Annotated in this window: 24 protein-coding genes and 1 other annotated feature; of the genes, 10 read left to right on the top strand and 14 right to left on the bottom strand. The window is 60.4% G+C overall.

Annotated elements, in window-relative coordinates; translation table 11 throughout:
• The 3 genes from HYZ49_08355 to HYZ49_08365 form a co-directional block, all read right to left on the bottom strand.
• Positions 1-372, bottom strand: a 372-nt coding sequence (locus tag HYZ49_08355) for a YhfC family intramembrane metalloprotease (protein ID MBI3242288.1), incomplete at its 3' end; no start/stop codon positions are given.
• Between the two features lie 38 nt (positions 373-410).
• Complete coding sequence (locus HYZ49_08360; protein MBI3242289.1) at positions 411-1343, bottom strand: slipin family protein; 933 nt, start codon at positions 1341-1343, stop codon at positions 411-413.
• A 1-nt stretch (position 1344) separates the two neighbouring features.
• A complete protein-coding gene (locus HYZ49_08365) occupies positions 1345-1746 on the bottom strand; it encodes a GntR family transcriptional regulator (protein MBI3242290.1) in 402 nt (133 codons plus the stop codon).
• A 119-nt stretch (positions 1747-1865) separates the two neighbouring features.
• On the opposite strand from HYZ49_08365, the gene HYZ49_08370 reads away from it, so the two are divergent.
• The 7 genes from HYZ49_08370 (at position 1866) to HYZ49_08400 (ending at position 8699) form a co-directional block, all read left to right on the top strand.
• Entirely contained in the window at positions 1866-3065 is a 1200-nt protein-coding gene (locus tag HYZ49_08370; GenBank protein MBI3242291.1) for an MFS transporter, read from the top strand.
• Positions 3066-3120: 55 nt separating this feature from the next.
• On the top strand, positions 3121-4008 hold the full coding sequence (gene pdxS, locus HYZ49_08375) for a pyridoxal 5'-phosphate synthase lyase subunit PdxS (protein ID MBI3242292.1): 888 nt from the start codon (positions 3121-3123) through the stop codon (positions 4006-4008).
• A 25-nt stretch (positions 4009-4033) separates the two neighbouring features.
• Positions 4034-4744: a hypothetical protein gene (locus tag HYZ49_08380; protein MBI3242293.1), complete on the top strand. Its 711-nt coding sequence runs from the start codon at positions 4034-4036 to the stop codon at positions 4742-4744.
• Between the two features lie 5 nt (positions 4745-4749).
• Entirely contained in the window at positions 4750-5340 is a 591-nt protein-coding gene (gene pdxT, locus HYZ49_08385; protein MBI3242294.1) for a pyridoxal 5'-phosphate synthase glutaminase subunit PdxT, read from the top strand.
• Positions 5337-6293, top strand: coding sequence for a hypothetical protein (locus HYZ49_08390; protein ID MBI3242295.1), 957 nt, complete (start codon positions 5337-5339; stop codon positions 6291-6293). Before pdxT ends, HYZ49_08390 begins: the two co-directional genes overlap by 4 nt.
• Before the next feature lie 93 nt (positions 6294-6386).
• Complete coding sequence (tadA, locus tag HYZ49_08395; protein ID MBI3242296.1) at positions 6387-8000, top strand: Flp pilus assembly complex ATPase component TadA; 1614 nt, start codon at positions 6387-6389, stop codon at positions 7998-8000.
• 57 nt (positions 8001-8057) lie between these two features.
• Positions 8058-8699, top strand: coding sequence for a dTMP kinase (locus HYZ49_08400; protein ID MBI3242297.1), 642 nt, complete (start codon positions 8058-8060; stop codon positions 8697-8699).
• Here the strand turns inward: HYZ49_08400 and HYZ49_08405 are convergent.
• Positions 8684-9088 (bottom strand): nucleoside 2-deoxyribosyltransferase, encoded by a 405-nt coding sequence (locus HYZ49_08405; protein MBI3242298.1) that lies wholly within the window; start codon positions 9086-9088, stop codon positions 8684-8686. The two genes, HYZ49_08400 and HYZ49_08405, sit on opposite strands and share 16 nt — an antisense overlap.
• A 131-nt stretch (positions 9089-9219) precedes the next feature.
• Between HYZ49_08405 and HYZ49_08410 the strand changes: the two genes are divergently transcribed.
• Positions 9220-9837, top strand: coding sequence for a GAF domain-containing protein (locus HYZ49_08410; GenBank protein MBI3242299.1), 618 nt, complete (start codon positions 9220-9222; stop codon positions 9835-9837).
• Between the two features lie 91 nt (positions 9838-9928).
• On the opposite strand, the gene HYZ49_08415 is transcribed toward HYZ49_08410, so the two are convergent.
• The 9 genes from HYZ49_08415 to HYZ49_08455 form a co-directional block, all read right to left on the bottom strand.
• Positions 9929-12496: a phenylalanine--tRNA ligase subunit beta gene (locus HYZ49_08415; GenBank protein MBI3242300.1), complete on the bottom strand. Its 2568-nt coding sequence runs from the start codon at positions 12494-12496 to the stop codon at positions 9929-9931.
• Between the two features lie 108 nt (positions 12497-12604).
• Positions 12605-13630: a phenylalanine--tRNA ligase subunit alpha gene (gene pheS / locus HYZ49_08420; protein ID MBI3242301.1), complete on the bottom strand. Its 1026-nt coding sequence runs from the start codon at positions 13628-13630 to the stop codon at positions 12605-12607.
• A 129-nt stretch (positions 13631-13759) separates the two neighbouring features.
• Positions 13760-14005: a binding site (T-box leader), on the bottom strand.
• A 150-nt stretch (positions 14006-14155) separates the two neighbouring features.
• Positions 14156-14779 carry a hypothetical protein gene (locus HYZ49_08425; protein MBI3242302.1) on the bottom strand — a complete coding sequence of 208 codons (624 nt, stop codon included), beginning with the start codon at positions 14777-14779 and terminating at the stop codon, positions 14156-14158.
• 93 nt (positions 14780-14872) lie between these two features.
• On the bottom strand, positions 14873-15715 hold the full coding sequence (locus HYZ49_08430; GenBank protein ID MBI3242303.1) for a metal-dependent phosphohydrolase: 843 nt from the start codon (positions 15713-15715) through the stop codon (positions 14873-14875).
• 79 nt (positions 15716-15794) lie between these two features.
• Positions 15795-17510 (bottom strand): hypothetical protein, encoded by a 1716-nt coding sequence (locus HYZ49_08435; GenBank protein ID MBI3242304.1) that lies wholly within the window; start codon positions 17508-17510, stop codon positions 15795-15797.
• Positions 17511-17535: 25 nt separating this feature from the next.
• Positions 17536-17772, bottom strand: coding sequence for a hypothetical protein (locus HYZ49_08440; protein MBI3242305.1), 237 nt, complete (start codon positions 17770-17772; stop codon positions 17536-17538).
• A gap of 76 nt (positions 17773-17848) precedes the next feature.
• Positions 17849-18496, bottom strand: coding sequence for a metal-dependent hydrolase (locus HYZ49_08445; GenBank protein MBI3242306.1), 648 nt, complete (start codon positions 18494-18496; stop codon positions 17849-17851).
• Positions 18497-18987: 491 nt separating this feature from the next.
• A complete protein-coding gene (locus tag HYZ49_08450; GenBank protein MBI3242307.1) occupies positions 18988-20109 on the bottom strand; it encodes a GAF domain-containing sensor histidine kinase in 1122 nt (373 codons plus the stop codon).
• A 5-nt stretch (positions 20110-20114) separates the two neighbouring features.
• Positions 20115-20861: an endonuclease III gene (locus tag HYZ49_08455; GenBank protein ID MBI3242308.1), complete on the bottom strand. Its 747-nt coding sequence runs from the start codon at positions 20859-20861 to the stop codon at positions 20115-20117.
• A 103-nt stretch (positions 20862-20964) separates the two neighbouring features.
• Between HYZ49_08455 and HYZ49_08460 the strand changes: the two genes are divergently transcribed.
• Both HYZ49_08460 and HYZ49_08465 read left to right on the top strand, forming a co-directional pair.
• Complete coding sequence (locus HYZ49_08460) at positions 20965-21975, top strand: NAD-dependent epimerase/dehydratase family protein (GenBank protein MBI3242309.1); 1011 nt, start codon at positions 20965-20967, stop codon at positions 21973-21975.
• Positions 21976-22056: 81 nt separating this feature from the next.
• Positions 22057-22953, top strand: coding sequence for a hypothetical protein (locus tag HYZ49_08465; protein MBI3242310.1), 897 nt, complete (start codon positions 22057-22059; stop codon positions 22951-22953).
• Between the two features lie 131 nt (positions 22954-23084).
• On the opposite strand, the gene HYZ49_08470 is transcribed toward HYZ49_08465, so the two are convergent.
• On the bottom strand, positions 23085-23309 hold a 225-nt coding region (locus HYZ49_08470; protein ID MBI3242311.1), incomplete at its 5' end, for a transposase.

Here is a 23309-nt window from a genome sequence, read left to right on the forward strand (position 1 = left end):
GAGAATGGCCTCGATGCCGCCATGCCCGGCCCCGAACATCAGCGCCTCGCGCCACGTTCGCGCCGACCTGATCCACCAGCGGTAAACGGCGTAGCGGGCCGTCTCCTCGCACAGTCCGGCAGTCAGGCCGAGGACGGTGACATTGAACAATAGTTGCCACTCGGCTGGCGGGCCGGGCAGGACATGGTTGGCAAACAGCCAGGTCAGTCCGTAGTTGAGCGGAATGTGAACCACCTGCGAAGCCACAAACGTCACCGCCCCTACGCCGAACAGCCCCCAGCGCAAATTGAGGCGCCGGGCCAAGAACAGGCCCAACCCGACCCCCAGGGCCATCATTAGCAAAGCGTTGAGAGGATAGATCAGGTACAGCATAGTCAACTCCACGTTTCACATGGAACGCCGGTCGCCCGTCACGAGGCGGCGTCCCCTTTGGCGTCCTGTGACTTGGCCAGCGCCACCATCCCGCTCAGCCCGCCCAGGTTCATCGTGTCCACTGCCGACGAGGGGACGATGACCAGCGCGCCCTTTTCCTTCAAGCCTTCAAAGAGCATGTTCATCGCCCGCAAATGCAAAGCAGTCGGGTTGTTGGCATACGCTTTGGAAGCCTCGGCAAAACTTTCGGCGATCTGCTTCTCGGACTCGCCGAGGATGACGCGGGCCTGTCGCTCGCGCTCGGCCTGAGCCTGGCGGCTCATCACGTCTTCCAGCACCGCTGGGATGATGATGTCCCGAATCTCCACTGATTGCACAGTGATGCCCCAGGGCGTGGTGCGCTCGTCAATGATCTTTTGCAATTCGGCGTCAATCGCCTCGCGGCCTACCAGAATGTCGGCCAGCATCATCTTGCCGATGATGTCGCGCAGGGCAGTCTGGGCCGACCACGAGATGGCGGCCTGATAGTCCTTCACTTCCAGCGCCGCTTTTTCGGCATCCCACACTATCCAGAACAGCACGGCGTCTACATCAACGGGAACTGTATCGCGAGTTAGCGTCTTCTCGGCATTGAACGGCGTGACGGTCACGCGATGATCAATCCAGGTCGGAATAGTATCAACGAGCGGCACGACCCAGAACAGGCCCGGCCCGCGCAAGCCCCTGAACTTGCCGAAGCGTAACACCATCGCCTTCTCCCACTGGTTGGCGATCTTCAAGGCAAACAGAAGGCAGAACCCAGTTGTGATAGACCCAAACACAACCGCGCCAATGATGAAGTCATTCACCCGGCCATCCATCGCAATGGCGGCAAGGATACTGCCGGCCATAAATACCAGAAACAGGGCAAACGACACGGGATTGATCTGCCGAGTTTGAAACGGATCGGTTCCTGTAAATTTTGTTTTCATGTTAGTTTCCTTTCACTCGCGCCCGTTGCCAGACCGAAAAACGGTCGCTCCACATCTTCTCAAGTTCGTCGGGTGTGTAACCCAGGCGCTCAACTTCGCGCAAGAACGAGTCAGTCACCGCGATCAGCTTCTCGCGGCGCAATTTGCGCTGGTCGGCGGGCGGGGGATGATCAAGCACGTAGGTACCGCGACCCTGTTGGGTGGAGATCACCCCTTCTTCGGCCAACTGGGTATACGCCCTGGCGACTGTATTTGGGTTGAGACGCAGTTCAATGGCAAGCTGGCGCACGGTGGGCAGTTGAGCGTTCGGCTTGAGATTGCCGGTTGCAATCAGATGTTTGACTTGCGCCGTGATTTGCAGGTAGATGGGTTCCCCGCTTCGCGGGTCGAGACGAATGAGCATACCGCCCTTCCAAATTGTATCAATTGTACTAATTGACCGAATTGTATGCATTTCCCCGCTCGCCGTCAAGAGTCGGAACGCTACGCTTAGCCTACGAAACGGGAGTATGATTTGCTCCTATGAAAAAACTCCCCCGCAACGTGTGGGCCGTCACCCTCACCAGCTTCCTCACCGACGTTTCCAGCGAAATGATCGTTTACCTCCTGCCGCTCTTCCTGGCCAACGTACTGGGCGTGCGGACGAATGTCATCGGCTTAATCGAAGGACTGGCCGAGACAACGGCCAGCCTGCTCAAGCTATTTTCCGGCTGGCTCTCCGACAGGCTTCGCAGTCGCAAGTGGATCACGGTCGCCGGCTACAGCCTCTCGGCGTTAGCCAAGCCGTTTCTGCTCATTGCCAACAGTTGGGGCGCGGTGCTGGCGGTGCGCCTGGCCGACCGCACAGGCAAAGGCATTCGCAACTCGCCGCGCGACGCCCTCATCGCCGACTCGATTGACGAAACTCAGCGCGAGCTGGCGTTCGGTTTGCACCGCGCCGGTGACACGGCGGGCGCGGCGCTTGGCTTGCTCATCGCTCTGATCGCCGTCACCCTCAGCCAGCGTGGCAGGGTCACACTTTCAGCCAACACGTTCCATCTGCTTGTTGCCATCAGCATCGTCCCGGCCGCCCTCGGTGTGCTGGCCCTCATCGTCGGCGCCAAGGATGTGCCGCTCAAGCCCGACGGCAAGCTTCCCAAACTCTCGCTGGCCGGTTTCGACAATCGCTTCAAGTACTTCCTGCTTGTCGTGCTCATCTTCACCCTCGGCAACTCGTCCGACGCCTTTCTGGTTCTGCGGGCGCAGGAGCGCGGCATGTCGGTCTCGACGATCATGACGATGATCCTCTCGTTCAACATTTTGTACGCCCTTCTCTCCGGCCCGGCGGGCAGGCTCTCCGACCGTGTTGGTCGGCAACGGCTCATCATCGCCGGTTGGGCCGTGTACGGTTTGGTCTATCTCGGCTTTGCGCTGGCCGGGGCAGGCTGGCAAGTCTTCGGGCTGTACATCTTGTATGGAGCCTACTATGGCCTCACCGAGGGCGTGAGCAAAGCATTCATTGCCGACCTGGTTGCGCCGGAACAGCGGGGAACGGCTTATGGGCTGTACAATGCCGTGGTCGGGGTGGCGGCTCTACCGGCGAGTTTCGCGGCCGGATTGTTGTGGCAGGGCGCCGGATCGTTTAGCGGATTCGGCCCGGGCGCCCCATTCCTCTTCGGCGCGATCCTGGCATTGGCCGCCGCTGTCATGTTGAGCGTTGGATTACGCCCTGCCCGCCGTTAATTGCCCCCTCTTGCCCTGCGTGGTAGAATCATTTTAGAAACGGAGGTGTAGTTTTATGGAGAAGCAGACAGGAACAGTTGCCGTCAAGCGCGGCCTGGCGCAAATGCTGAAAGGCGGCGTGATCATGGACGTGGTGACGCCCGAACACGCGAAGATCGCCGAAGACGCCGGGGCGTGCGCAGTGATGGCTCTGGAGCGTGTGCCAGCCGATATTCGGGCGCACGGCGGCGTGGCTCGCATGAGCGACCCGGAGATCATTCTCGCCATCATGGACTCGGTGAGCATTCCGGTAATGGCCAAGTGCCGCATCGGCCACTTTGTAGAAGCGCAGGTGCTGGAGGCGCTCGGCATTGACTATATTGACGAGTCCGAAGTGCTCACGCCCGCCGACGAGACGCATCACGTGAACAAGCACGAGTTCAAAGTGCCGTTCGTGTGCGGTTGCCGCAACCTGGGCGAGGCCCTGCGGCGCATCGCCGAAGGCGCGGCCATGATTCGCACAAAAGGCGAAGCCGGAACCGGCGACGTGGTGGAAGCCGTGCGTCACGCCCGCTCGGTGCTGGGCGAGATTCGCCGACTGCAAACCATGGCCGACGAAGAACTGTTCACTTACTCGAAAGAGATCGGCGCGCCTTACGATCTGGTGAAGGAGACCAAAGAGTTGGGCCGCCTGCCCGTCGTCAACTTTGCCGCCGGTGGCATCGCCACCCCGGCCGACGCGGCGCTGATGATGCAGTTGGGCGTAGACGGCGTTTTCGTCGGGTCGGGCATTTTCAAGTCGGGCAACCCGGCGAAGCGGGCCAAGGCCGTTGTCGAGGCCACCACCCACTTCCGCGACGCGCACATTGTCGCCGAAGTGAGTCGTAACCTGGGCGAGCCGATGGTCGGCCGCCAGGTTACCGACATTCCAAGCACAGAATTGCTGGCAAGCAGGGGGTGGTGAACCGGCTTCTGTTTTTTGAACTGCTATGACCAGCCTTTTCGGATCGAAACCGCCCACTCCGCCGCCCTCGAACAAGCGGACAGTCATCAACCTGTCGCCTAAGCACAAGTTCCGGTGGCACGCCAAGTTTCCTGAGGCGCAGTTGTTGCTCGTGGCACCGAGGGCAGTTTGGACGCGCACCCGCGCCTACGTGCCACACTACGAAGCGGTCAACCTGGCCGGGCGGTTTGGAGCCGACCCGGGCGACTATGAGTGGGAAGTGCTCGACACCCCGCAAGGGTTGAAATGGTGGCGGCGGACGGTGGGCGGCGACCCGGCTTACTGCGCCGCCCTCATCGCCCCCAGCACCGAGCTTGACTCGGTGGAGCTGTATGGCCTGATTGACATTGCCTCCGACAGCCCGTGGTGGTTCGATTCGATTTTCGACATGGCCAAGATTCACAAGCGGGCCGAAACCATTTCGCGCCAGAAAAACATCTCTATCGAAAGGGCCGAAATTTGGGTGAGCATTGTGGACGAGTACAAACCCCGAAACTTGCTTACCACCGCCAAAGATGAAAACGGCATTGCCTGGCGTGTGGGCGACATAGACGAGGTGACTCTGTTACAGAATGCCGTGCTGGGGCTGTTCGAGCGCGCTCGAAGCGCCATCCTGCCCGGCGAAGTGGATACAGGCACTCTGAAAAAAGGAACCGGCTCATTGAAGAATACAGGAACCGGTTCTCTGAAGAAATGACGACGATGAACATTGGCGTCCTTGCCCTGCAAGGCGCTTTCAGCGAACACATTCAAACACTCCGGCGGCTCGGCGCCAACGCAATCGAAGTCCGTCTGCCGCGCGACCTGCCTGGCCTGGACGGCCTCATCATCCCCGGCGGCGAGTCCACGACGATTGGCAAACTGGCGGTGCAATTTGAATTAATGGAACCTCTGCGCGAGTTCGGCGCAAGCCGCGCCGTGTGGGGCACGTGCGCTGGGGCGATCTTTCTCTCGAAAGACGTTCACCGCCGGCAACCGCTGTTGGGCCTCATGGACATCACCGTGCAGCGCAACGCCTTTGGCCGCCAAACCGAGAGCTTTGAAACCGATCTGGAAGTCCCGGCCTTCACACGCGAGGGCAACGGCCACACCCGCCCCTTCCACGCCATCTTCATTCGCGCCCCCATCATCGAATCGGTTGGCAAGGATGTGGAAGTTCTGGCGTGCCTGGAGAACGGCGCCATTGTAGCCGCCCGCCAGGGCCGCCTGCTGGCAACCTCCTTCCATCCTGAACTGACGCCGGATGGCAGGTTTCACCAGTATTTCCTGGAGATGGCAAAGGCCGCAACATGATTCGCCCTTTTGACTGGCGTGACTTTGGCCTGATTCGCCGGCTCTCCGAGCGCGGCGTCTGTTTCGACTCCGAGGCCGCCCTCACTCGCGGCCCGCACACCCTGCAGTCGGCGGTGTTGTCGTTCCTTGCGCCGGGCGCGGGTCTGCCCACCTTTATCTGGCGCAACGAAGAGGACAACAGCGTCGAGGGCTTCGGGCAAATTCAATTCCGGCACGGCGACGAACTGGCGCGTCTGGTCTTTATGGCCCCCGCCTTCGGCGAAGAAAGCCCGTGGGAAATCTTGCTCGAACGGCTCACCGCCGAGGCCGCCTCACACGGCGCTCACAACCTGGTGGCCGAAGTAAACGAAGACAGCGCCGAGTTCGAGTCGATGCGCCGTTTCGGGTTTGCCATTTACACCCGGCAACACATCTGGCGGGCGGGCAAACCGCGCGGCACTACCGCTCCGCTCGACGGCATCCGTCTCCGCCCGCAACAGAGCAGTGACTCGTTCGGTATTCAATCGCTCTACGCCAACATTGTGCCGCGCCTGGTGCAACAGGTGGAGCCGCCGCCGGCTCGTTACGGCCACGGTTACGTTTACGCGCCTCGCGGCGAAATTGAGGCCTTCTTCGACGTGAGTCGCGGGCCGCTCGGAGTCTGGGTTCAGCCGTATCTCCATCCCAGCATCTTCGACGACAGCGCGGCCCTCTTTGCCGACTTGCTCCGGCAGTTCACCGACCGCGAAACCGTTCCGGTTTACGTTTGTGTTCGCTCACACCAGGACTGGCTGAGGACGCCGCTGGCCAATCTGGGCTTTGAAGACTGGGCCGAGCAGGCCGTCATGGTCAAACGCCTGGCCGTGCGCGTGAGTGAACCGGAGTTCAACCCTCTTCAGGTGATCGTCGGCAGTAAGGCGACCACGCCGATGATAAAATCAAACTCAGGCACAAACACCAGGCCCCTTATCTGACAAGTGATTCGGCATCAACACCCCACGAAGCCGCCGGCGCGAAATGACCAATCGCCTCTTCGCGCTCCCGCGTCTTCGTGGTAAAAACTGCACATGCGAAAACGTATCACCGACGACATTCACGACCTCATCAAAATACTTCCGCCCAACATCGGCGAGGCCCTCACCGCCGCCAACCGCACCGACGACCTGCTCGAAGTGATCCTCGACCTGGGGCGCGTGCCAACCGCCCGTTACGTGGACGGCGAAGTGCGCCTGGCCGAAGCTGAAGTCGGCCACGACGACATCAACTTCATCGTCAGCCGCGTCGGCGATTTTGACGCCGACAACCGGGCCGGAATCGAGCGCACCCTGCACCGCATCTCCGGCATCCGCAACCGGCGGGGCCACGTGGTTGGCCTCACCTGCCGCGTGGGCCGGGCCGTGTACGGCACGACCGAGATCATCAAAGACCTGATCGAATCGGGCAAGAACATCCTCATGCTTGGCAAGCCCGGCATCGGCAAAACGACGATGTTGCGCGAAGCCGCCCGCATCCTGGCCGAGAAGAAGCGCGTCGTCATCGTGGACACCTCCAACGAAATCGGCGGCGACGGCGACGTGGCGCACCCGGCAGTGGGCCAGGCCCGGCGCATGCAAGTGGCCCAGCCCTCGCTTCAGCACGAAGTGATGATCGAAGCCGTTGAGAATCACAACCCGGAAGTAATCGTCATTGACGAAATTGGCCGTGAGCTGGAAGCCGCCGCCGCCCGCACCATCGCCGAACGCGGCGTGCAACTCATCGGCACCGCGCACGGCAACACCCTCGAAAACATTCTGCTCAATCCGACGCTGGCCGACCTCGTCGGCGGCATCGAGTCCGTCACCCTCTCTGACGAAGAGGCCCGGCGGCGCGGCACGCAAAAGACGGTGCTCGAGCGACGCGCCCCGCCGACCTTCGATGTTCTCATTGAACTGCGCGACCGGCGCAACATTGCCATTCACGCCGACGTAGCTGTCGCTGTGGACGGCTTGCTGCGTGGCCGCCCGATGCCCCTTGAAATGCGCCACGAGGATGAGACCGGGGCCATTCAAATGGAGACGATAGCCCCGCCCTCCACGGCTCGGAAAAGCGCCAATGGCCGGGGAATTGACATTCGCGCGCGCGGCGAATACATCCCGGTTGAGCCGGCCTCTGCCCGTCAACCGGACTCTCGCCCCGAACGTCTTTCTGCCGAGAGCCGCTCGCCTCAATCGTTCACGCCCGTGAAAATTTACGCCTACGGTCTGGCCCGCCAGCGTTTGGAGCAGGCCGCGCGACGCTTGCGCCTGCCGCTCAGCGTCGTGGACGACATCAACGACGCCCAGGCGCTGGTCACTCTCAAGACTTACTATCGCCGTCACCAGCGCCCCATCTCCGACGCCGAAGATCGCAACATGCCCATCTACGTTCTGCGCTCGAACACCGTCAACCAGATGGAGAGCTTCCTGACCGAGCTGTTCAACGTCACTCCGGACGGCCCGGTCGAAGTCGAGTCGCTCAACCATGCCATGCGCGAAACACAATCGGCCATTGAGGCCGTGCTCAACGGCTCGCGCACGGTTGACCTCTCGCCTCAGTCCGCCGCCGTCCGCCGCCGCCAGCACGAACTGGTGCGCGAGGCCAATTTGATCTCGCACTCTTACGGCAAAGAACCGTACCGGCGGGTGCGCATCTTCAGGGAATAAATCTCCAATTCTCCAATTCTCTGATTTCGAGATTGGAGGATTGGAGAATTAGAGATTATGCGCCTCTTCATCACCTTCGAAGGCCCCGACGGATCGGGCAAATCCACCCAATGCAAACTACTGGCCGAGTATCTGCAATCGCTCGGCCAGAATGTTTTGCTCACTCGCGAGCCGGGCGGCACTGACATCAGCCAGCAAGTGCGGCAGGTGATCATGGACATGAAGAACAAGGCCATGTTCCCGGCCACCGAATTTCTTCTGCTCTCCGCCGCCCGCGCTCAACTGGTGCGCGAAAAGATACGCCCCCACCTGGACGGCGGGGGCGTAGTCGTCTGTGATCGTTATTTTGATTCGTCACTGGCTTATCAAGGCTACGGTCACGGCCTGCCGTTGGACACCATTCGCGCCATCACCCGCTTTGCCACCGACGGCCTGAACCCCGACCTGACTCTGCTGCTGGACATGGATGCCGAGACCGGCCTGCGTCGTCGTCAAACCACTCAAGGCGAGTGGAACCGCCTTGACGATTACGCCCTCGCCTTTCATCAACGGGCGCGGCAGGGCTACCATGCCCTGGCCGCCGCCGAGCCAAATCGCTGGCGTATTATCAACGCCGACCAGCCGGTGGAGAAATTGCAGGAAGCGATTCGGGAGATTGCATTGGAAAAGTTGAAGGTTCATACTCAACCCAAAAACTGATTTATCTTTTCTATTGCTTCGTCCGCCGCCTCATATCTCACAAACGTCAACTTCGGGTTGCCGGTGATCATCTTCGACACCTTCACCCCCTCGCGCGCCAGGCACAACACCGGCTTGCCGGTCATGATCGCGTAAGCAATCTCGTAGCCCACGCCATGCGACGGGGTGCTGACCTCGGCCACCACAACAGAGGCGGCGTCCACCCAGGCAATGTCCCGCCGGAACACTTCCTCCGGCTCAATCGTCTCTTCCTCAACCGCAACTTCCAAATTGGCCAGGTGCGCCGTCAACACCTCGTGGCCGTGTGACATCATCCAATTCACTATTGCCGAATAAACCGGCTGATCGTTCCGCCCGCCGGTGATGGAGCAGGAAAAGTAGACTTTCATGAGTTGATTTCACCACCTGTTCAAGTTTTGTTTCGGCCAAGTTTCAGCGGCTTGAAGTTAAGGACGGGATGTAAACGCTTTGGCGCGCTTAATGCTACAATCCGGTTGCCTTTATCAGACAAGGAGGGCTTATGGCCGGTGAACTCCGTGAGACGCTCCGTTTCCTGCAAACGGAAAACGCCCGCCTCAAAGACGAAAACCGCGAACTGCGAGAAGAGAACACCACTCTGCGTCAGGTGCTTGATGCCCTGCGCACCTTGCAGGATGTCTCGGCTTCGGTAACGACCGAGACCAATGCCCTCGCTCTGCTCGACCGCATCCTGGAATCCGCCCTCACTACCATCAGCGCCACAGCCGGCTCGCTCATGCTAATTGACGAAGAAAACGGCGAGCTTGTCTTCGCCGTCGTGCACGGCGCGGCGCGGGAGGTCCTCACCAACTATCGCCTGCCGCCCGGAACGGGCATTGCCGGTTGGGTGGCTCGCCATGTTGAGCCGGTCATCATCGCCAACGTCCGCGCCGACCCGCGCTTCTCGCCCAGCGTGGACGAGCATTTTCACTTCACTACGCGCTCGATGCTGTGCGTGCCCATCGCCACCTCGCGCAAAGTGATGGGCGTACTCAGCGCCCTCAACAAAACCGACGGCAAAGAATTCACTCCTGCCGATCTGGCCCTCTTTGCCGTTGTGGCCCAGTTGGCAGCCACAGCCATGGAACGCGCCGAAACCAAAGCGCCACAACCGGCGTAAAAGCCTGTTTGGAAAGTGCTCAAAGCCCGCGTCCGCGCGGGCGGCTTCGCGCCAACCGCGAGGACGCGGTTGAGGAGCACTCCAAGCCCAATTACCCTCGCAACACCGCCCCCAGCACATCCTTCGCCCGGCGCACAATCTTCTCGCGCACCTTTGCCACGTCGGAATCTGTCAACGTCCGATCCTCTGCCTGATAAGTAAGGCGATAAGCCAGACTCTTTTTGCCTGATCCGATCTGCTCACCTTTGTAGAGATCAAACAAGCGGACATCCACTAACATCAAGCCGCCACTCTGACGAATGACCGTCTCCACCTGGGAGGCCGCCACCCCTTCATCCACGATCAAGGCCACATCCTCCACCACTGCCGGAAAGCGCGAGACCGCTTTGGTGAGGTGGCGTGTCGGGACGGCGTTCAGGATCGTTTCCAGATCAAAGTCTGCCGCCAGCAGAGGCGCTGTCACCGCCCCGCCGCTCACAGTTAAATAAGCCTGCGCCACGAGCGGGTGCAGTTCCCCAAACCACCCAACCATCTGATCGCCAACCATCAGCTTTGCCGTGCGCCCCGGCCTGAACGACGGATGCTCAGCCGGTTCCACTTTCGTCTCCGGCAAGTGCAAGCCGTCAATCAAAGACTCAACGACACCCTTGAGATCGTAGAAATCCATCGCGCCACGATCCGATGACTGCCAGCCTTCCGGCTCGCGCGGCCCCGTCATCACAACGGCCAGCCGCCTCGGCTCGTCGGGCAGAACGCCTTCTTCGCCCGCCAGATACACTGCGCCGATCTCGAACAACGCTAGACAGTCGGTGAAGCGCAAATTGTTCACGGCGGCTTCCAGTGTGCTCGCCAGCACCGAATGGCGCATTGTCACCCGGTCGGCCACGATTGGGTTCGCCAGCGTCACGTAAGGCCGATCATCTTTGGGCGTGCCGGGCGAGAGCAACATCGCCTCGCGCTCCGGCGTCGTCAGCCGGTAGGAGATCACTTCCTGCAAACCGGCGTTCACCAGAACATCGCGCACGCGCTCCTCGAGTTCCAGCGATGGATTGCCGTGCTGAGGTGGCGTGGTGTCGCTGATTTGAGTCTCCGGAATATTTTCGTAGCCGTAGACGCGCGCGATCTCCTCAATCACGTCAGCCTGGCCCACCACGCCCGTGCCGATGTCAAGGCGATGATCGGGAGCAGTCACAAATAATCGGTTATTGGTTATTGGTTTGACATCAAACTCTAACGACTTCAGGATCGATTCGATCTGAGCAAGCGGGAGGCGAATGCCAAGAATACGCTCAACATCCGCCTCGCCGATTTCCACTGTGACCGGCTCCGGCTGGCGGGCATAAACGTCCACGAGACCTTGAGCCACTGCGCCGCCTGCCAGCGTCCGTATCATTTCGGCGGCGCGCTTGCACCCGCGCTCGGCCATGGCCGGGTGCACGCCCCGGCTGAAGCGATAACCCGCCTGCGACGATTGCAAACCCTGCGACTGCACCGAGCGGCGGATGTTGATGAAGTTCCACGAGGCGGCTTCGAGCAAAACGGTCGTCGTCGAGTCCGACACTTCCGACTCGCCGCCGCCCATGATGCCGCCCAGCGAGAGCGCGCCGGCCGTGTCCGTCACCAAGATGGTGAATGGATCAAGCTTGCGATCCACGCCGTCGAGGGTGAGCAGGCGCTCACCCTCGCCTGGCAGGCGGGTGATGATGGTGGGCGCTTTTCCACCAGCCCGCTTCACCAGCACGTCGTAGTCGAAGGCGTGAAGCGGCTGGCCTACTTCCAGCATCACGTAGTTGGTGATGTCCACGATGTTGCTGATCGGCCTCATCCCGGCCAAACGCAAACGCCGTTGCATCCAGTACGGTGACGGCCCAATCTTCACATCCCGGATCAGCATCGCCGTGAATCGCAGATTCAACTCCGGCTCGCGGATTTCAATCGCCACTTTGCCCAACACCGACTCGCCTGTTTGCGCGGTAGCGGCCTCGAACGTGGGCGGCTTCAACGTTTGACCCGTCAGCGCCGCGATCTCACGGGCCACGCCGAGCATGTTGGCGTCGCGGGCCATGTTCGGGTTGATCTTCACCGTCAAGACGGCATCGCCGATGTAGTCAGCCAGCGGTACGCCGACCGGGGCGCCGTCGTCAAGCAGGATGATGCCTTCGTGTTCGTCGCTGATGCCGAGTTCTTTTTCGGAGCAGACCATCGAGTAAGACTCGACGCCGCGAATCTTGGCTCGCTTGAGGGTCATCAACTCCTGCCCCGGTTTGTGGCCGTCGTAAATCACCGAGCCTTCTTTGGCATAGGCGGCCTTGATCGGTTTGGGCAGAGGCCCTTGTCCTTTGTATTGAAACAGGTTCGGCGCACCGGTCAGCACCATTTCTTCTTTCGGGCCGCCCCAGTCGAGTCGGAGCAGGGTCAGCCGGTCGGCGTTGGGATGCGGCAGAACTTCCAGAATCTGGGCGACGACGATCTTCTCTCGATCCCAGGCGATGCCGGACGTTTTGAATTCCTGCCGCCCGTCCGCCGCCGCTGGCATTGGCAGACCCACGTATTCAATCTCTTCCACCTCCAGCCCGGCAAACGTCAACTTCCGCGCCAACTCTTCAGGGGAAAGGTTTATTTCGATAAAGTCTTTGAGCCAACTGAGTGGTACGCGCATATTTGAACTCCAATTTCGTCAACGGATTTACCGGATTGAACGGATTGAATGTACTTGTAAAAGATAATCCGATAAATCCGTTCAATCCGTTGATGAATCCTTTCAACCTCAGAACTGTTCCAGGAATCGCAAATCATTTCCCCAAAAGTAACGAATGTCCTCAATCTTGTACTTCAACATCGCAATCCGCTCCGGCCCCATGCCGAAGGCGAAGCCGGAGTAGACGCGCGGGTCGTAGCCGCCGTTTTGCAAAACCGTCGGATGCACCATGCCGCAGCCGAGGATTTCGAGCCAGCCGCTCTGCTTGCACACCGCGCACCCTTTGCCGCCGCACACGAAGCACTCCACATCCATCTCGGCGCTCGGCTCGGTGAACGGAAAGTGATCGGCCCGGAAGCGCGTGCGCACATTCTGGCCGAACATGCGGCGGGCGAAGTCGGTGAGCGTGCCTTTGAGGTCCGTCATGCGAATACCTTTACCGACGGCCAGCCCTTCGATCTGGTTGAATTGAATCTCCGAGCGGGCCGTGATCTGTTCGTAGCGATAGCACATGCCAGGCAGGATCACCCGGATCGGATCAGGATGAAACTCGCGCATGGCCCGAATCTGGCCGGGCGAGGTGTGCGTCCGCAAAAGTACGCCGGGCGTCGTTGTATAGAAAGTGTCCCACATGTCGCGCGCCGGGTGGTGCTGAGGGATGTTGAGCAGTTCAAAGTTGAACTCGTCAGACTCCACGTCACGAGAGCGATAGATTTGGAAGCCCATGTCGGCCCAGATGGCGTAAATCTGGCGCAGGTTTTGGGTGGCAAGGTGAAGCCGCCCCCGGCGAACCGGCCTCCCCGGCAGAGTCACGTCCAGCGCTTCGGCCTTGAGCGAGCGGGCCAATTCAGCCGCCTTGACGGTGGCTTCCTTTTCTTCAAACGCCGCTTCGAGAGCGCGTTTGATCTCATTGGCCCGCTTACCGACAACGGGCCGCTCTTCCTTCGACATCTTGCCCAATTCACTCAGCGCCGTCATCAGCAGACTCTTCTTGCCCAGCGTCTCGCTCTTCCACGCGGCCAGCCCGGCAGAGTCGGCTAACCCGGCGAGGCGGGCCAGGGCTTCTTTCTCAAATTGATTCAGCTGATCGATCATCACTCCTCCTTCAAATCATTTCACCACGAAGTCACGAAGACTCTAAGGCACAAAGAAAACTTGGTGACTTTGTGGCTTGGTGTCTTTGTGTCTTGCCGTCGGTAATAAAACAAAAACTCCCGCCCCCAAAAAAGGGACGGGAGTTTATCACTCTCGCGGTACCACCCTTGTTGGCCTGTTTACACAGGCCCACTCTGCGCCGACCATCATCGGCTGTCCGGGTAACGGTAGACTTCCGGCTTGGGCTTGTCACCCAGGCGGCTCAGGAGCGAACTTCAACCGGTTTCCCCGAGCAGAACTTTCAGCCCGCTGTCTTTGCGTGTTCTGCCTCTCTGGCGCTTATGCCGGTTTACTTTTCTCCGTCAAAGCCTTTTGCTTGCAGGACAAGATGTCATCTTGCCCTACATTGTTCAATTGTGGCAAATTATCCGCAGAAGTTGCGATGTGTCAAGCCTGCCTACGAACCTTACCGCTCCCCGTCCGCGAGGACGCGGGCCAAGAGCACTTGTGAATAATCACTGGTTCCTACGAGCCGGAGAAGGCCAGGAAGAACACAAGGGACAGCAGGACCGCGGCAACGATGATGAGGGCGGCGAGACAGCCGACGATAAGGCCAACGGTGGCACCCGTCCGCCGCGCCGGGGAGCCGCCCGAAGTGATGTAAGTTCTGGGCATACTCCCCACGCCGCCCACGCCGGTTGTCGGTTGTATCGTCGAGGTAGTCACCGTTATTGACGGCGCCTCGAACGTCGTCACATTGCTGGTCATCACCACCGGCTGACCGGAGGCCATGGATTCGACGGCCTGCATCGCCGTCGCCTCGTCCACGCCCAGCAGTTCACGGTAGAGTTGGGCCGCCTCTGTTTTTCGCCCGGCCCGCACAAGTTCGCCAAGTTCTTTGAAGCGGCCCGCCTGAGCCAGCAAGTTGCCGAGGTCGAACATCTCGCCCTGATCGCCGGACATCATCGGCGTGCCAGGCGGTGTTGCAGACGGCGACGAGGCCGAGGCTGAAGGTGAGTCGCGCCGCACGCGCAATTCCTGCGGCACGACAACCGAGTTGTTGCAGAACGGGCAACGCATGGTGGCATAGCCGCTGCCATCGTATTCCACCGCCGCGCCGCACGAAGAGCATTTGAAGGTTTGGGGCATGGGGCTGTCCTTTTATTTTGATCCACGAATGCACACGAAGAAACACGAATGGGGTTTTATCTTCGTGTTCATTCGTGTTCTTAGTGGATCAGCTTACAACAACGTCTTGTTATGCTCCGAGTCGAAGACATGGGCATGCAGGTTGGCGATCCACAGCTTGCCTTCGGTCGTCACCCGCAGGTAGCGCAGGGACTCTTGAATGTACTTGCTGACCACGCCCCAGTAAAACTCGTCGTAGCCCTGCCGCATGTCGCCGGGATTCTTGTAGCCGAGCTTGGCGTTGGCGCCCGTCTCCTCAAACTCGTAGAACAGCGCCGGAATCTTTCGCAGATACTTCGGATCGCCAAGCTGGCCGATGAAGTCGGCGGCGCGGGCCAGCCCGTGGAAACCGGCAGCGTTGTGGTGAAACGGATCGTCGGGGATCGGGAAGCGCGTCATTTCGATGTACTCGCAGATCGTGTTCACGTCCACTTCCGAAAGCACGCTCCGGCCAAACCGCTCGCGCACAAAAAGCTGACTGCGGTCAACGTGGCAGGGTTGGAGCGAAGCGTCGGAGCCGGAGAGTGAAAGGGTGACGGTTCCGCCGTCGCGCCCGCTGGCCAGAGTCTCGCCCTTGTCGCCCCGGCAGATGCCTTTGACGTAGCCGATGTCGTGGCAGAGCAAGGCAATCGTGACCAGCATCCAGTCTTTGGGAGTCACCCCGCCTTCGAGCAGTTGCTTGCCCTTGAGGATGGTCTGGCCGACCAGCGTGACCTGAATGGTATGCTCGACGTTGTGGTACAGGGCGTCCGAGTTGGCGATGTTCTCCAGCGCCAGGCGGCCCGCCCAGGCGCAGATGTTGCCGTACTCGGCCTCCAGCAAGTTGTAGGTTTCCTGGTAAGCGTCCCGCAACTCTTTGACGAAGTGTTCGATGACGAGTTTTTGAACGTCGAGCATAATCTGGCCCTCTTGATTTCATCTTACCTCAAAATTACTGTGAATTCGCGTAATTCGTGGCAGAAGATTTTCGCGCCTGTTACTTTATTCTATACCCCTCCTGCTCATTATTAAAAATCCACCCCACCAGCGCCCCGATGCGAATCTCGTCGAAGAGATAGGCCTCGCGAGTCACGGCGGCTGAACCTTTGCCGCGCAAGGCCTGGCGCGAACGTTCCATCATCTCAAAGCGCTTCTGCCAGCGGGCAAAGTTGGCCGGGCGTAAATCCACCCAGCCTTTGGCCGCCCACTTGTCCAGGTCGCCGGGGCCAATTTCAGCGGTGGTCGCCCCGGCCACTTCCGGGATGCGAATGAACGGGCCGCGCATCAACTGCGTTCCGTCCGGCGTCAGAATCGGCGCGCCAATCGAAGTGATCGTCTGACGCAAGGCCGCATCCACCTGCAAACGCCTGAACAGGGCTTCCGAGATCGCCTCCGGCGTTTGGGCCAGCACGGCCTTGAGCGTGCCGTACTCGACCTGCAACAACTCGGCCTCCCACAACAACTTGGAAATCTCCGGCGGCCCAAGCTGGCCGAGGGCCACGCTGTGCAGGCCGGTCTGCGCCTCGAGGCGCTCGATGTCGTTCAGCGCCTGTTGCCGCAACACACCGGCCCGGTACGTCGGGTTCATCACCGCCCCGTCAATTGCCGCAATCACGTCGCGCCCGGTGTTGCTCCCTTTGATCTCCAGCACACAGTCAAGCGCGATCTCCTCAGGCGTGATGAACTCCATTTGCCTCAACGAGGTGATCGTCTCAAACTCGCCTTTGGTGAAGACACCATTCTCGCCCGTATCCACCACCGGCAGGGAGAGATCGCCAAGCGACTCGAACGACTCGGCGGGCAGGCGCAGGGGTAGCCGGCTCTCGATGGGAAACGTTTGCGGCGCGTAGACCGTCACCGCCCGGCCCGCCTCGCGAATCGTCCGCAGAGAAATATCGGCAAAGCCGATCATGGCCCCCGGCTTGATCTCTTTGACCACCGGCCCGCCGACGGTGCGGGCCATGAGGAAGAGCAGGCCGGTGTGGGCAAAGGCGATGGCGGTCTTGGTCATCAACTTGGCCGAGGGCCTGTCTTCGCTGTGGGTGTACGGAATGTTCAGCCCCATGCCGCCCGTGCCGGTCGTGCCGATCTTAAGATACAGTCGCGTGCCCACCTCGCGCATGGCCCGGTTGATCATGAGCACGTGGCGGATCAATTGCGGCACCGAGTGTGAGATCAGCAAAGTCTCAAAGGCGCGCTCGGCGTCCTTCCACTCGTGTTTGGCCGCCGCGGCGTCTCCGGCCCGGACGTGAGTCAACAGATCGTCCAGCTCGCGCTTGGCAATCACCGTGCCGGTGTACACGTCCTGATAACTGATCGCTGTTGCCGTGTTGATCGAATCCACGATCACGTCCGGCTTGTGTTCGAGGATGAGTTGAACCAGGCGCGACCGGTCGAAGGCGGCATCGAAATCGCCAAACAGGTCGGCGTACAAATCGTCGCGCCGCTGGTAGCTTTCCAACAGGCGGCTCCGCTTCTCTTCCGAGAACTCGGCCCGCACGAACACGTCGCCCCACACGCCGGCGAACTCGATGCCCGAATGCGGGAACATCCGGCGCAGTCCGGCGGGGCCGTGAATGGCTTCGTTGACTTCCTGCTGGAAGAGCGAGGCGATGATGATGCGTTTGGGGGTGAGGTCGTGCGCGATGCGGCGGGCGATCTGCAGGCCGACCAGGCCTGCGCCGCCTAAAATCAAAAAGGTTTCGTCTGGCATATAGAATTTGGGTTTCCTGTCGCTATTACAAACGCCGCGAATGAATAGTGACGGATTGAAACGACAAGGTCAGGGTGCGCTCCTGGCCCGATTCGTCCTGACCCCGAATCACAATGCGCTCCACCAAATCCGGCGGCTCCACCTTCAGGCAGGCGTCGTAGAGCGACTCAAGGTCAGGGTAAGACAGCGCGTGTTCCGAAAGCCCGGTGTTAGGATCCCAGCGGCGAATGATCAGCAGGATTTCGGCGACGCGTTCGCTCATAAACGCAAGCGTCCTGAGCCACGCCCTGAGCATGGCCGAAGGGAGAGCGTAACGCGGTCGAACGCGAAGCGCGCAATCATAAAGTGTAAGTTTCGCCAGGCTTGAGCACGTGAGCCTGCGCGCCCGTCTCGGCCTGCACTCGCCCGGCCCAGGCCTCAGCGTCCTGGGCGATCAGGCCAAAGGTGTTGTAGTGAACAGGAATGACGTGCCTGGGTCGGAGCAACTTCACGGCGCGCAGAGCGTCGGCAGGCCCCATCGTGAAGTTGTCGCCGATGGGCAAAGTGGCAAGCTCAATGCCCTCATCGCCAATCAAACTCATGTCGCCGAACAGGCCGGTGTCGCAAGCCAGATAAACCTTCCTGCCCAAGGCCGGGGTGATGAGGAAGCCGCACGGATTGCCGCCGTATGATCCATCGGGCAGAGCCGAGCCGTGCAGGGCCAGCGTGAGTTTGATATAGCCGAACGGATGGTTGTAGCCGCCGCCCAAATGTTGGGCGTGGACTTTCGTCAACCCTTGCGCTTCGCACCAGTTGGCGATCTCGTAATTGGCAATGACGGTCGCCCCGGTGCGTTTGGCCACGGCCACCGCGTCGCCCACGTGGTCGCCGTGGCCGTGTGAGATCCGGCGCTCACGCCAGGCATCGCGATAATCTTCGATCTGGTGGCTCAGGGCCATCCAGTCATTCACCATGAACAGAAAGCCGGGCGAGTCGGGCGTAAACATGTAGTCGGTGAACCAGAGTTTGAGCCAGCGCAGAGGCAGGGGATACTCTCTCACCCAGACGGCCACGACGGTGAGTTGGCCGGTTGGTTCGTAATACAGCGGCTCCAAAAAGCGGCGCTGGCTCCAGCCTTGCCGGCTGAGCGGATAGGCCTGGGCGAAGTTGACGGCGGTGATCATGTCTATGCGCGAGTAGCCCACGCTGAGGCGATAGAAAGGGGTGCTGATGAGCAGGTAGCTGGCGTGGCACTGAACGTAAGACAAAGCGGGGCCGACGAGGCCGGCCAGGAAGAGAACGAAGCAAATGACCGGAACAACAGGAAGCAGGCCCTGCCCCGCCGCCAGCAGAGGATAGTTCGGCGCAATCCACCACAGCCCGGCAGTGAGAATGGCAATCAGGAGTGAGGGCCAGCGAAACATGGCAAACAGGCGCTCGTAGAGTCGCAGGCGGAAACGTTTGCCGGGTTTACTATTCACTGTTCACCACCTACTGTTCACTGAGAAACCGGCACTGTGAACCAGAACTTGCTTCCTTTACCCAATTCGCTTTCGAATCCGATCTGGCCGCCGAAGTACTCCACCAGCCGCCGGGTGAGATGCAGGGCCAGCCCCCAGCCGGTTTGCTCACGCACGACTTGATGTTCAGAGCGAAAGAACTGGTTGAAGACTTTGGCCTGATCGTCCAGGCTGACGCCAACGCCGTTGTCGTTGACGGTGAAGCGGACGTGAGTGCTCCCGACTTCGGCGGTGAGGATGATTGCGCCGCTCGAGGCAGTGTACTTGTGCGCGTTCACCAGCAGGTTGGTGAAGATTTGAATAAGCCGCGATTTGTCGGCGCGGACGCCAGGCAGGGGCGGCAGGTTGACGGTGAGAGTCTGCCCTTTTTCGTTGATCTGGGCTTTGAGGGCCTCGACAGCCTCCCCGGCGCAGGCGGCGGCATCCACCTCTTTCACGTCCACCTTGAGCCGCCCGGTGTCAATCTTGGAGATGTCGGAGAGATCGGAGACCAGGGCGTTCATGCGATCCACGCCGGCGCGAATGGTGGTGAGAAATTGCTTTTGCTGATCGTTGACCGGGCCGACGATGCCGCTTCGCATCAGGTCGGTGTAGCCTTTGATGGAAGTCATGGGCAGGCGCAGTTCGTGAGTGACGATGGAAACAAAGTCGCTCTTGACGATGCTGGCGTCGAGGACGACGGCGGCCTGGGCCACGAAAGTTTCAAAGAAGAGCAGGTCGGCGTGAGTGAACAGGCCGGAGATGCTTGGCTTGTCCACGTAGAGCGCGCCGAACGGTTTTTGGCCGCGTGTTTGCAAAGCAACGACCAGGCTGGAGCGTTGGGTCTGTGTCTCGTCGGCCAGCAGAAGGCTCTGGCCGGAGTCGGCAACGGACTGGGCGAGCGTCGTTAGCTCCCCGACCTGGTCGGCGCTCACCCCGCTGGCGGCGCGCAGGTCGAAGCTGTTGGAGGCCTTGTTGTAAACCACCAGCACCCCGCGCTCGGCTCCGGTAAGGCGGATGGCGCTGTTCATGGTTTGGGTCAATTGTTCCAGGAAGGTGGGCACGGCGGCAAGCGCCCGGCAAACGTCTCGCAATTCGGTGAGGCGGTGGATGTCACTCATTGAGTTCAGCCTTTGCGTTTTGTTGTGGGGGCAGGTTTGAGGCCCGCCCTTACGGTAGCAGGCTTGAGGCCTGCCCTTACAGTTTTATAGTAGTTACAGTTTCGGCGCAAGATGCAAAGGTCACAGGCGGGCTTTTGCGCGTGACAGGTCTCGCGGCCATGCCGGATGAGGTTGAGATGAGCGGCGTAGTAAGTTTCGGGCGGGAGGAGAGCCTCAAAATGCGGGTGGGCGTCTTCGACCGACATTTTTTCGGGGCGGAGGCCGAGGCGGCCCGTGACCCGGTACACGTGGGTGTCCACCGGAAAGGCGGGACGACCGAGGGAGAATTGAAGGACGATGGCCGCCGTCTTGGGGCCTACACCGTTGAATTGGGTGAGCCAGGCGCGGGCTTCCTCAAGCGGCAGGTCGCGCAGAAAGTCGAGGTTGAGCGAGCCACGCTCGGCGGTGATGGCGCGCAGGATTTGCTGGATGCGCGGCCCTTTCTGGTTGGCCAGCCCGGCGGGCCGGATGGCGTTGACGACAACCTCGGTTGGCGCGTCGCGCACGGCTTCCCATGCCGGCAGGGCGGCCCGCAACAGGTTGAAGGCCCGATCGCGGTTAACGTCGTTGGTGTTTTGCGAGAGGATGGTGGAGACCAATTCGTCAATGGCCGGGAGCGGGTTGCGCCAGGTAGGCTCGCCATAATGATCGAGCAGAAGTTGGTGGATGCGAAGGGCGCGTTTGGCGACGCGACCACGGGCGGTGGCGGGCATGGGGAGATTATAACGCTATCCACAACTCCGCCAGCCTAGTTGCGCAAGACTGTCTAATTGCCTATGCTATACTCGCCAGAGCATCACTCACAAGGAGGAGCCTATGCGTAAAAAAGCAACGCTCATCACCGGCGCTCTGGGCGAGATCGGCCAGGCGCTCGTCGGGCAAATCACCCGCGACCCCGCCGCCCGCATTCTCACCCTCGACATCCGTGACGCCGAGACGGCCAACCCGGCTGTCACTCACCTCAAGGGCGACATTCTCGACTCGGGCCTGCTGGCCCGCATCGTCAGCGAATATGAGATCGAGACGATCTACCATTTGGCCGCCCTGCTCTCCACCCGCAGTGAGTTTACGCCCGAGGCGGCCCACAAGGTGAACGTGGAGGGCACGCTCAAGCTTCTCCAAATCGCCGCCGACCAGTCGGAGTATCGCGGCCAGCCGGTGTTGTTCATCTTTCCCAGCTCGATTGCGGCTTACGGCCTGCCGAACCTGGAGACAAAGGCCAAGTATGCTCACGTGCGCGAGTTCGAGTGGAACATGCCGACGACGATGTACGGGTGCAACAAGCTGTATTGCGAAATTCTGGGCGGCTACTTCAGCCAGCATTACCGCCAGCTTGCGGCGGCGAAGCCGGTGATGGTTGACTTTCGCTGTGTGCGCTTCCCCGGCCTGATCAGCGCCTTCACCGTGCCCAGCGGCGGCACGAGCGATTACGGCCCAGAGATGTTGCACGCGGCGGCCAATGGCGAGCCGTACGCCTGCTTTGTCCGGCCCGACACGGCCATCCCGTTCATGGCCATGCCCGACGCGGTGAAAGCTCTTTTGCAGTTGGCGGCGGCCCCGCGAGCGGCGCTCTCCCGGCTGGTCTACAACGTCACCAGCTTCAGCCTGGCGGCGGATCAGATTCGCGATCTCACTTTGCAGGCATTCCCGCAAGCGCAAATCACCTATGAGCCAGACCTGAAGCGGCAGGGCATCGTGGATAGCTGGCCGATTGATCTGGACGACAGCGCGGCTCACAAAGATTGGGGCTGGGAGCCGGAATACGGCGTTGAACGGAGCTTCCACGATTATTTGATCCCGAACATCACCCGTCGCTATCGTGGGTAGAGGGCGCATGGTAAAATCGCGTAGGGGCGATCCTGTGTGGGGACCACGAAGTGGCCCCACCCAACCACGAAAGGCTAACTAATGAAAAAACTCCTTCTCACTCTGGCCGTGCTGGCGAGCGCCGCGAGCGCCTGCGGTATTGCGACAGGCGACATTCAGGCGACAGTCTCGGCGCAGGTGGCGTCTACTGTAGCCGCCCAGACGCCCAAAGAAGTGCAGGTGACGGTTGAGGTGCCGGTGGAAGTGCCCGCCACTGTAGAAGTGCCGGTTGAGGTGCAGGTAACGGTTCAGGTACCGATAACGGTGGTGGTGGAAGCAACTCCGGTTGCCGGGGCCGCCGACACCCCGCCCGCGCCGGCGGCCACCAACCCGCCCGTCGTTTCCACCAATGCTCAAGACCCGCTGGCTGGAGCCAACCCTGCGCCCGTCATTGACGAGAAGTTCGACTTCCCAGATCGTTATTTTTGGTATCTGTTTGACACCTCAACCGGTGAGGGCAAGATTGAAAACGAAACTTTTATTCTCATCGCCAAAGAACCGGAGCGGTTAGAGTGGACGTTCGATGGCAAGAAGTTTGGCAATGCTTACGTAACAGCCAAAACCCTGGTGCCCAACACCACCTGCAAGGCCGGCGACAACTGGGGCCTGATCTTTCGCCATAAGGATAACGCCAACTTCTATCTGTTCGGCGTTTCGTGCGACGGCAAATACCGGCTGTTGAAGCGGGTGGACGGCGTATTTGAGACGATTGTGGACTTCACCGACTCAGACGCCATCAAAGACCTCGGCCAGCGGAACGTGCTGGGCGTGCGGGCGGCAGGCGGCCAGATCAGCATGTACGTCAACGATCAATTCCTGGGCACGGTGGCCGACGGGACGTTTGCCGAGGGCGTGATTGGCATGTACGTCGGTTCGCGCCTCACGCCAAACCTGACGGTGTCGTTCGACGATATTGCTGTGTACACTATCGGCCAGTAGTTGACCGAGGCAGACCCCAATAGTTTTAGTGCCTGTTTGAAAATTGCTCTTCGCCCGCGTCCTCGCGGGCGTTCCCAACCGCGTCCCACCGGGATGCTTCGCGAAGGACGCGGTTGGGGAGCATTTATACCTCACGCGGGCATAAACTGCGCTTTTTCAAATCGCTGAAAGCGCAGAGTCAGTAACGAATCTAAAGCGGCTTTATGCGTCGTCGTCATTTCTCGGAGACACGTTTCAATCGCTGTCTTGAAGGCGGCGAAGTCAGTGTAGTATTTGGAATACAAGCTCTGTTTCTTCACGAACTTCCAAACCCGCTCAATTAAATTCAGATTGGGGGAGTAGGCAGGTAAATAGCA

The organism is Chloroflexota bacterium (genome assembly GCA_016197225.1).
Lineage (GTDB): Bacteria > Chloroflexota > Anaerolineae > Anaerolineales > VGOW01 > VGOW01.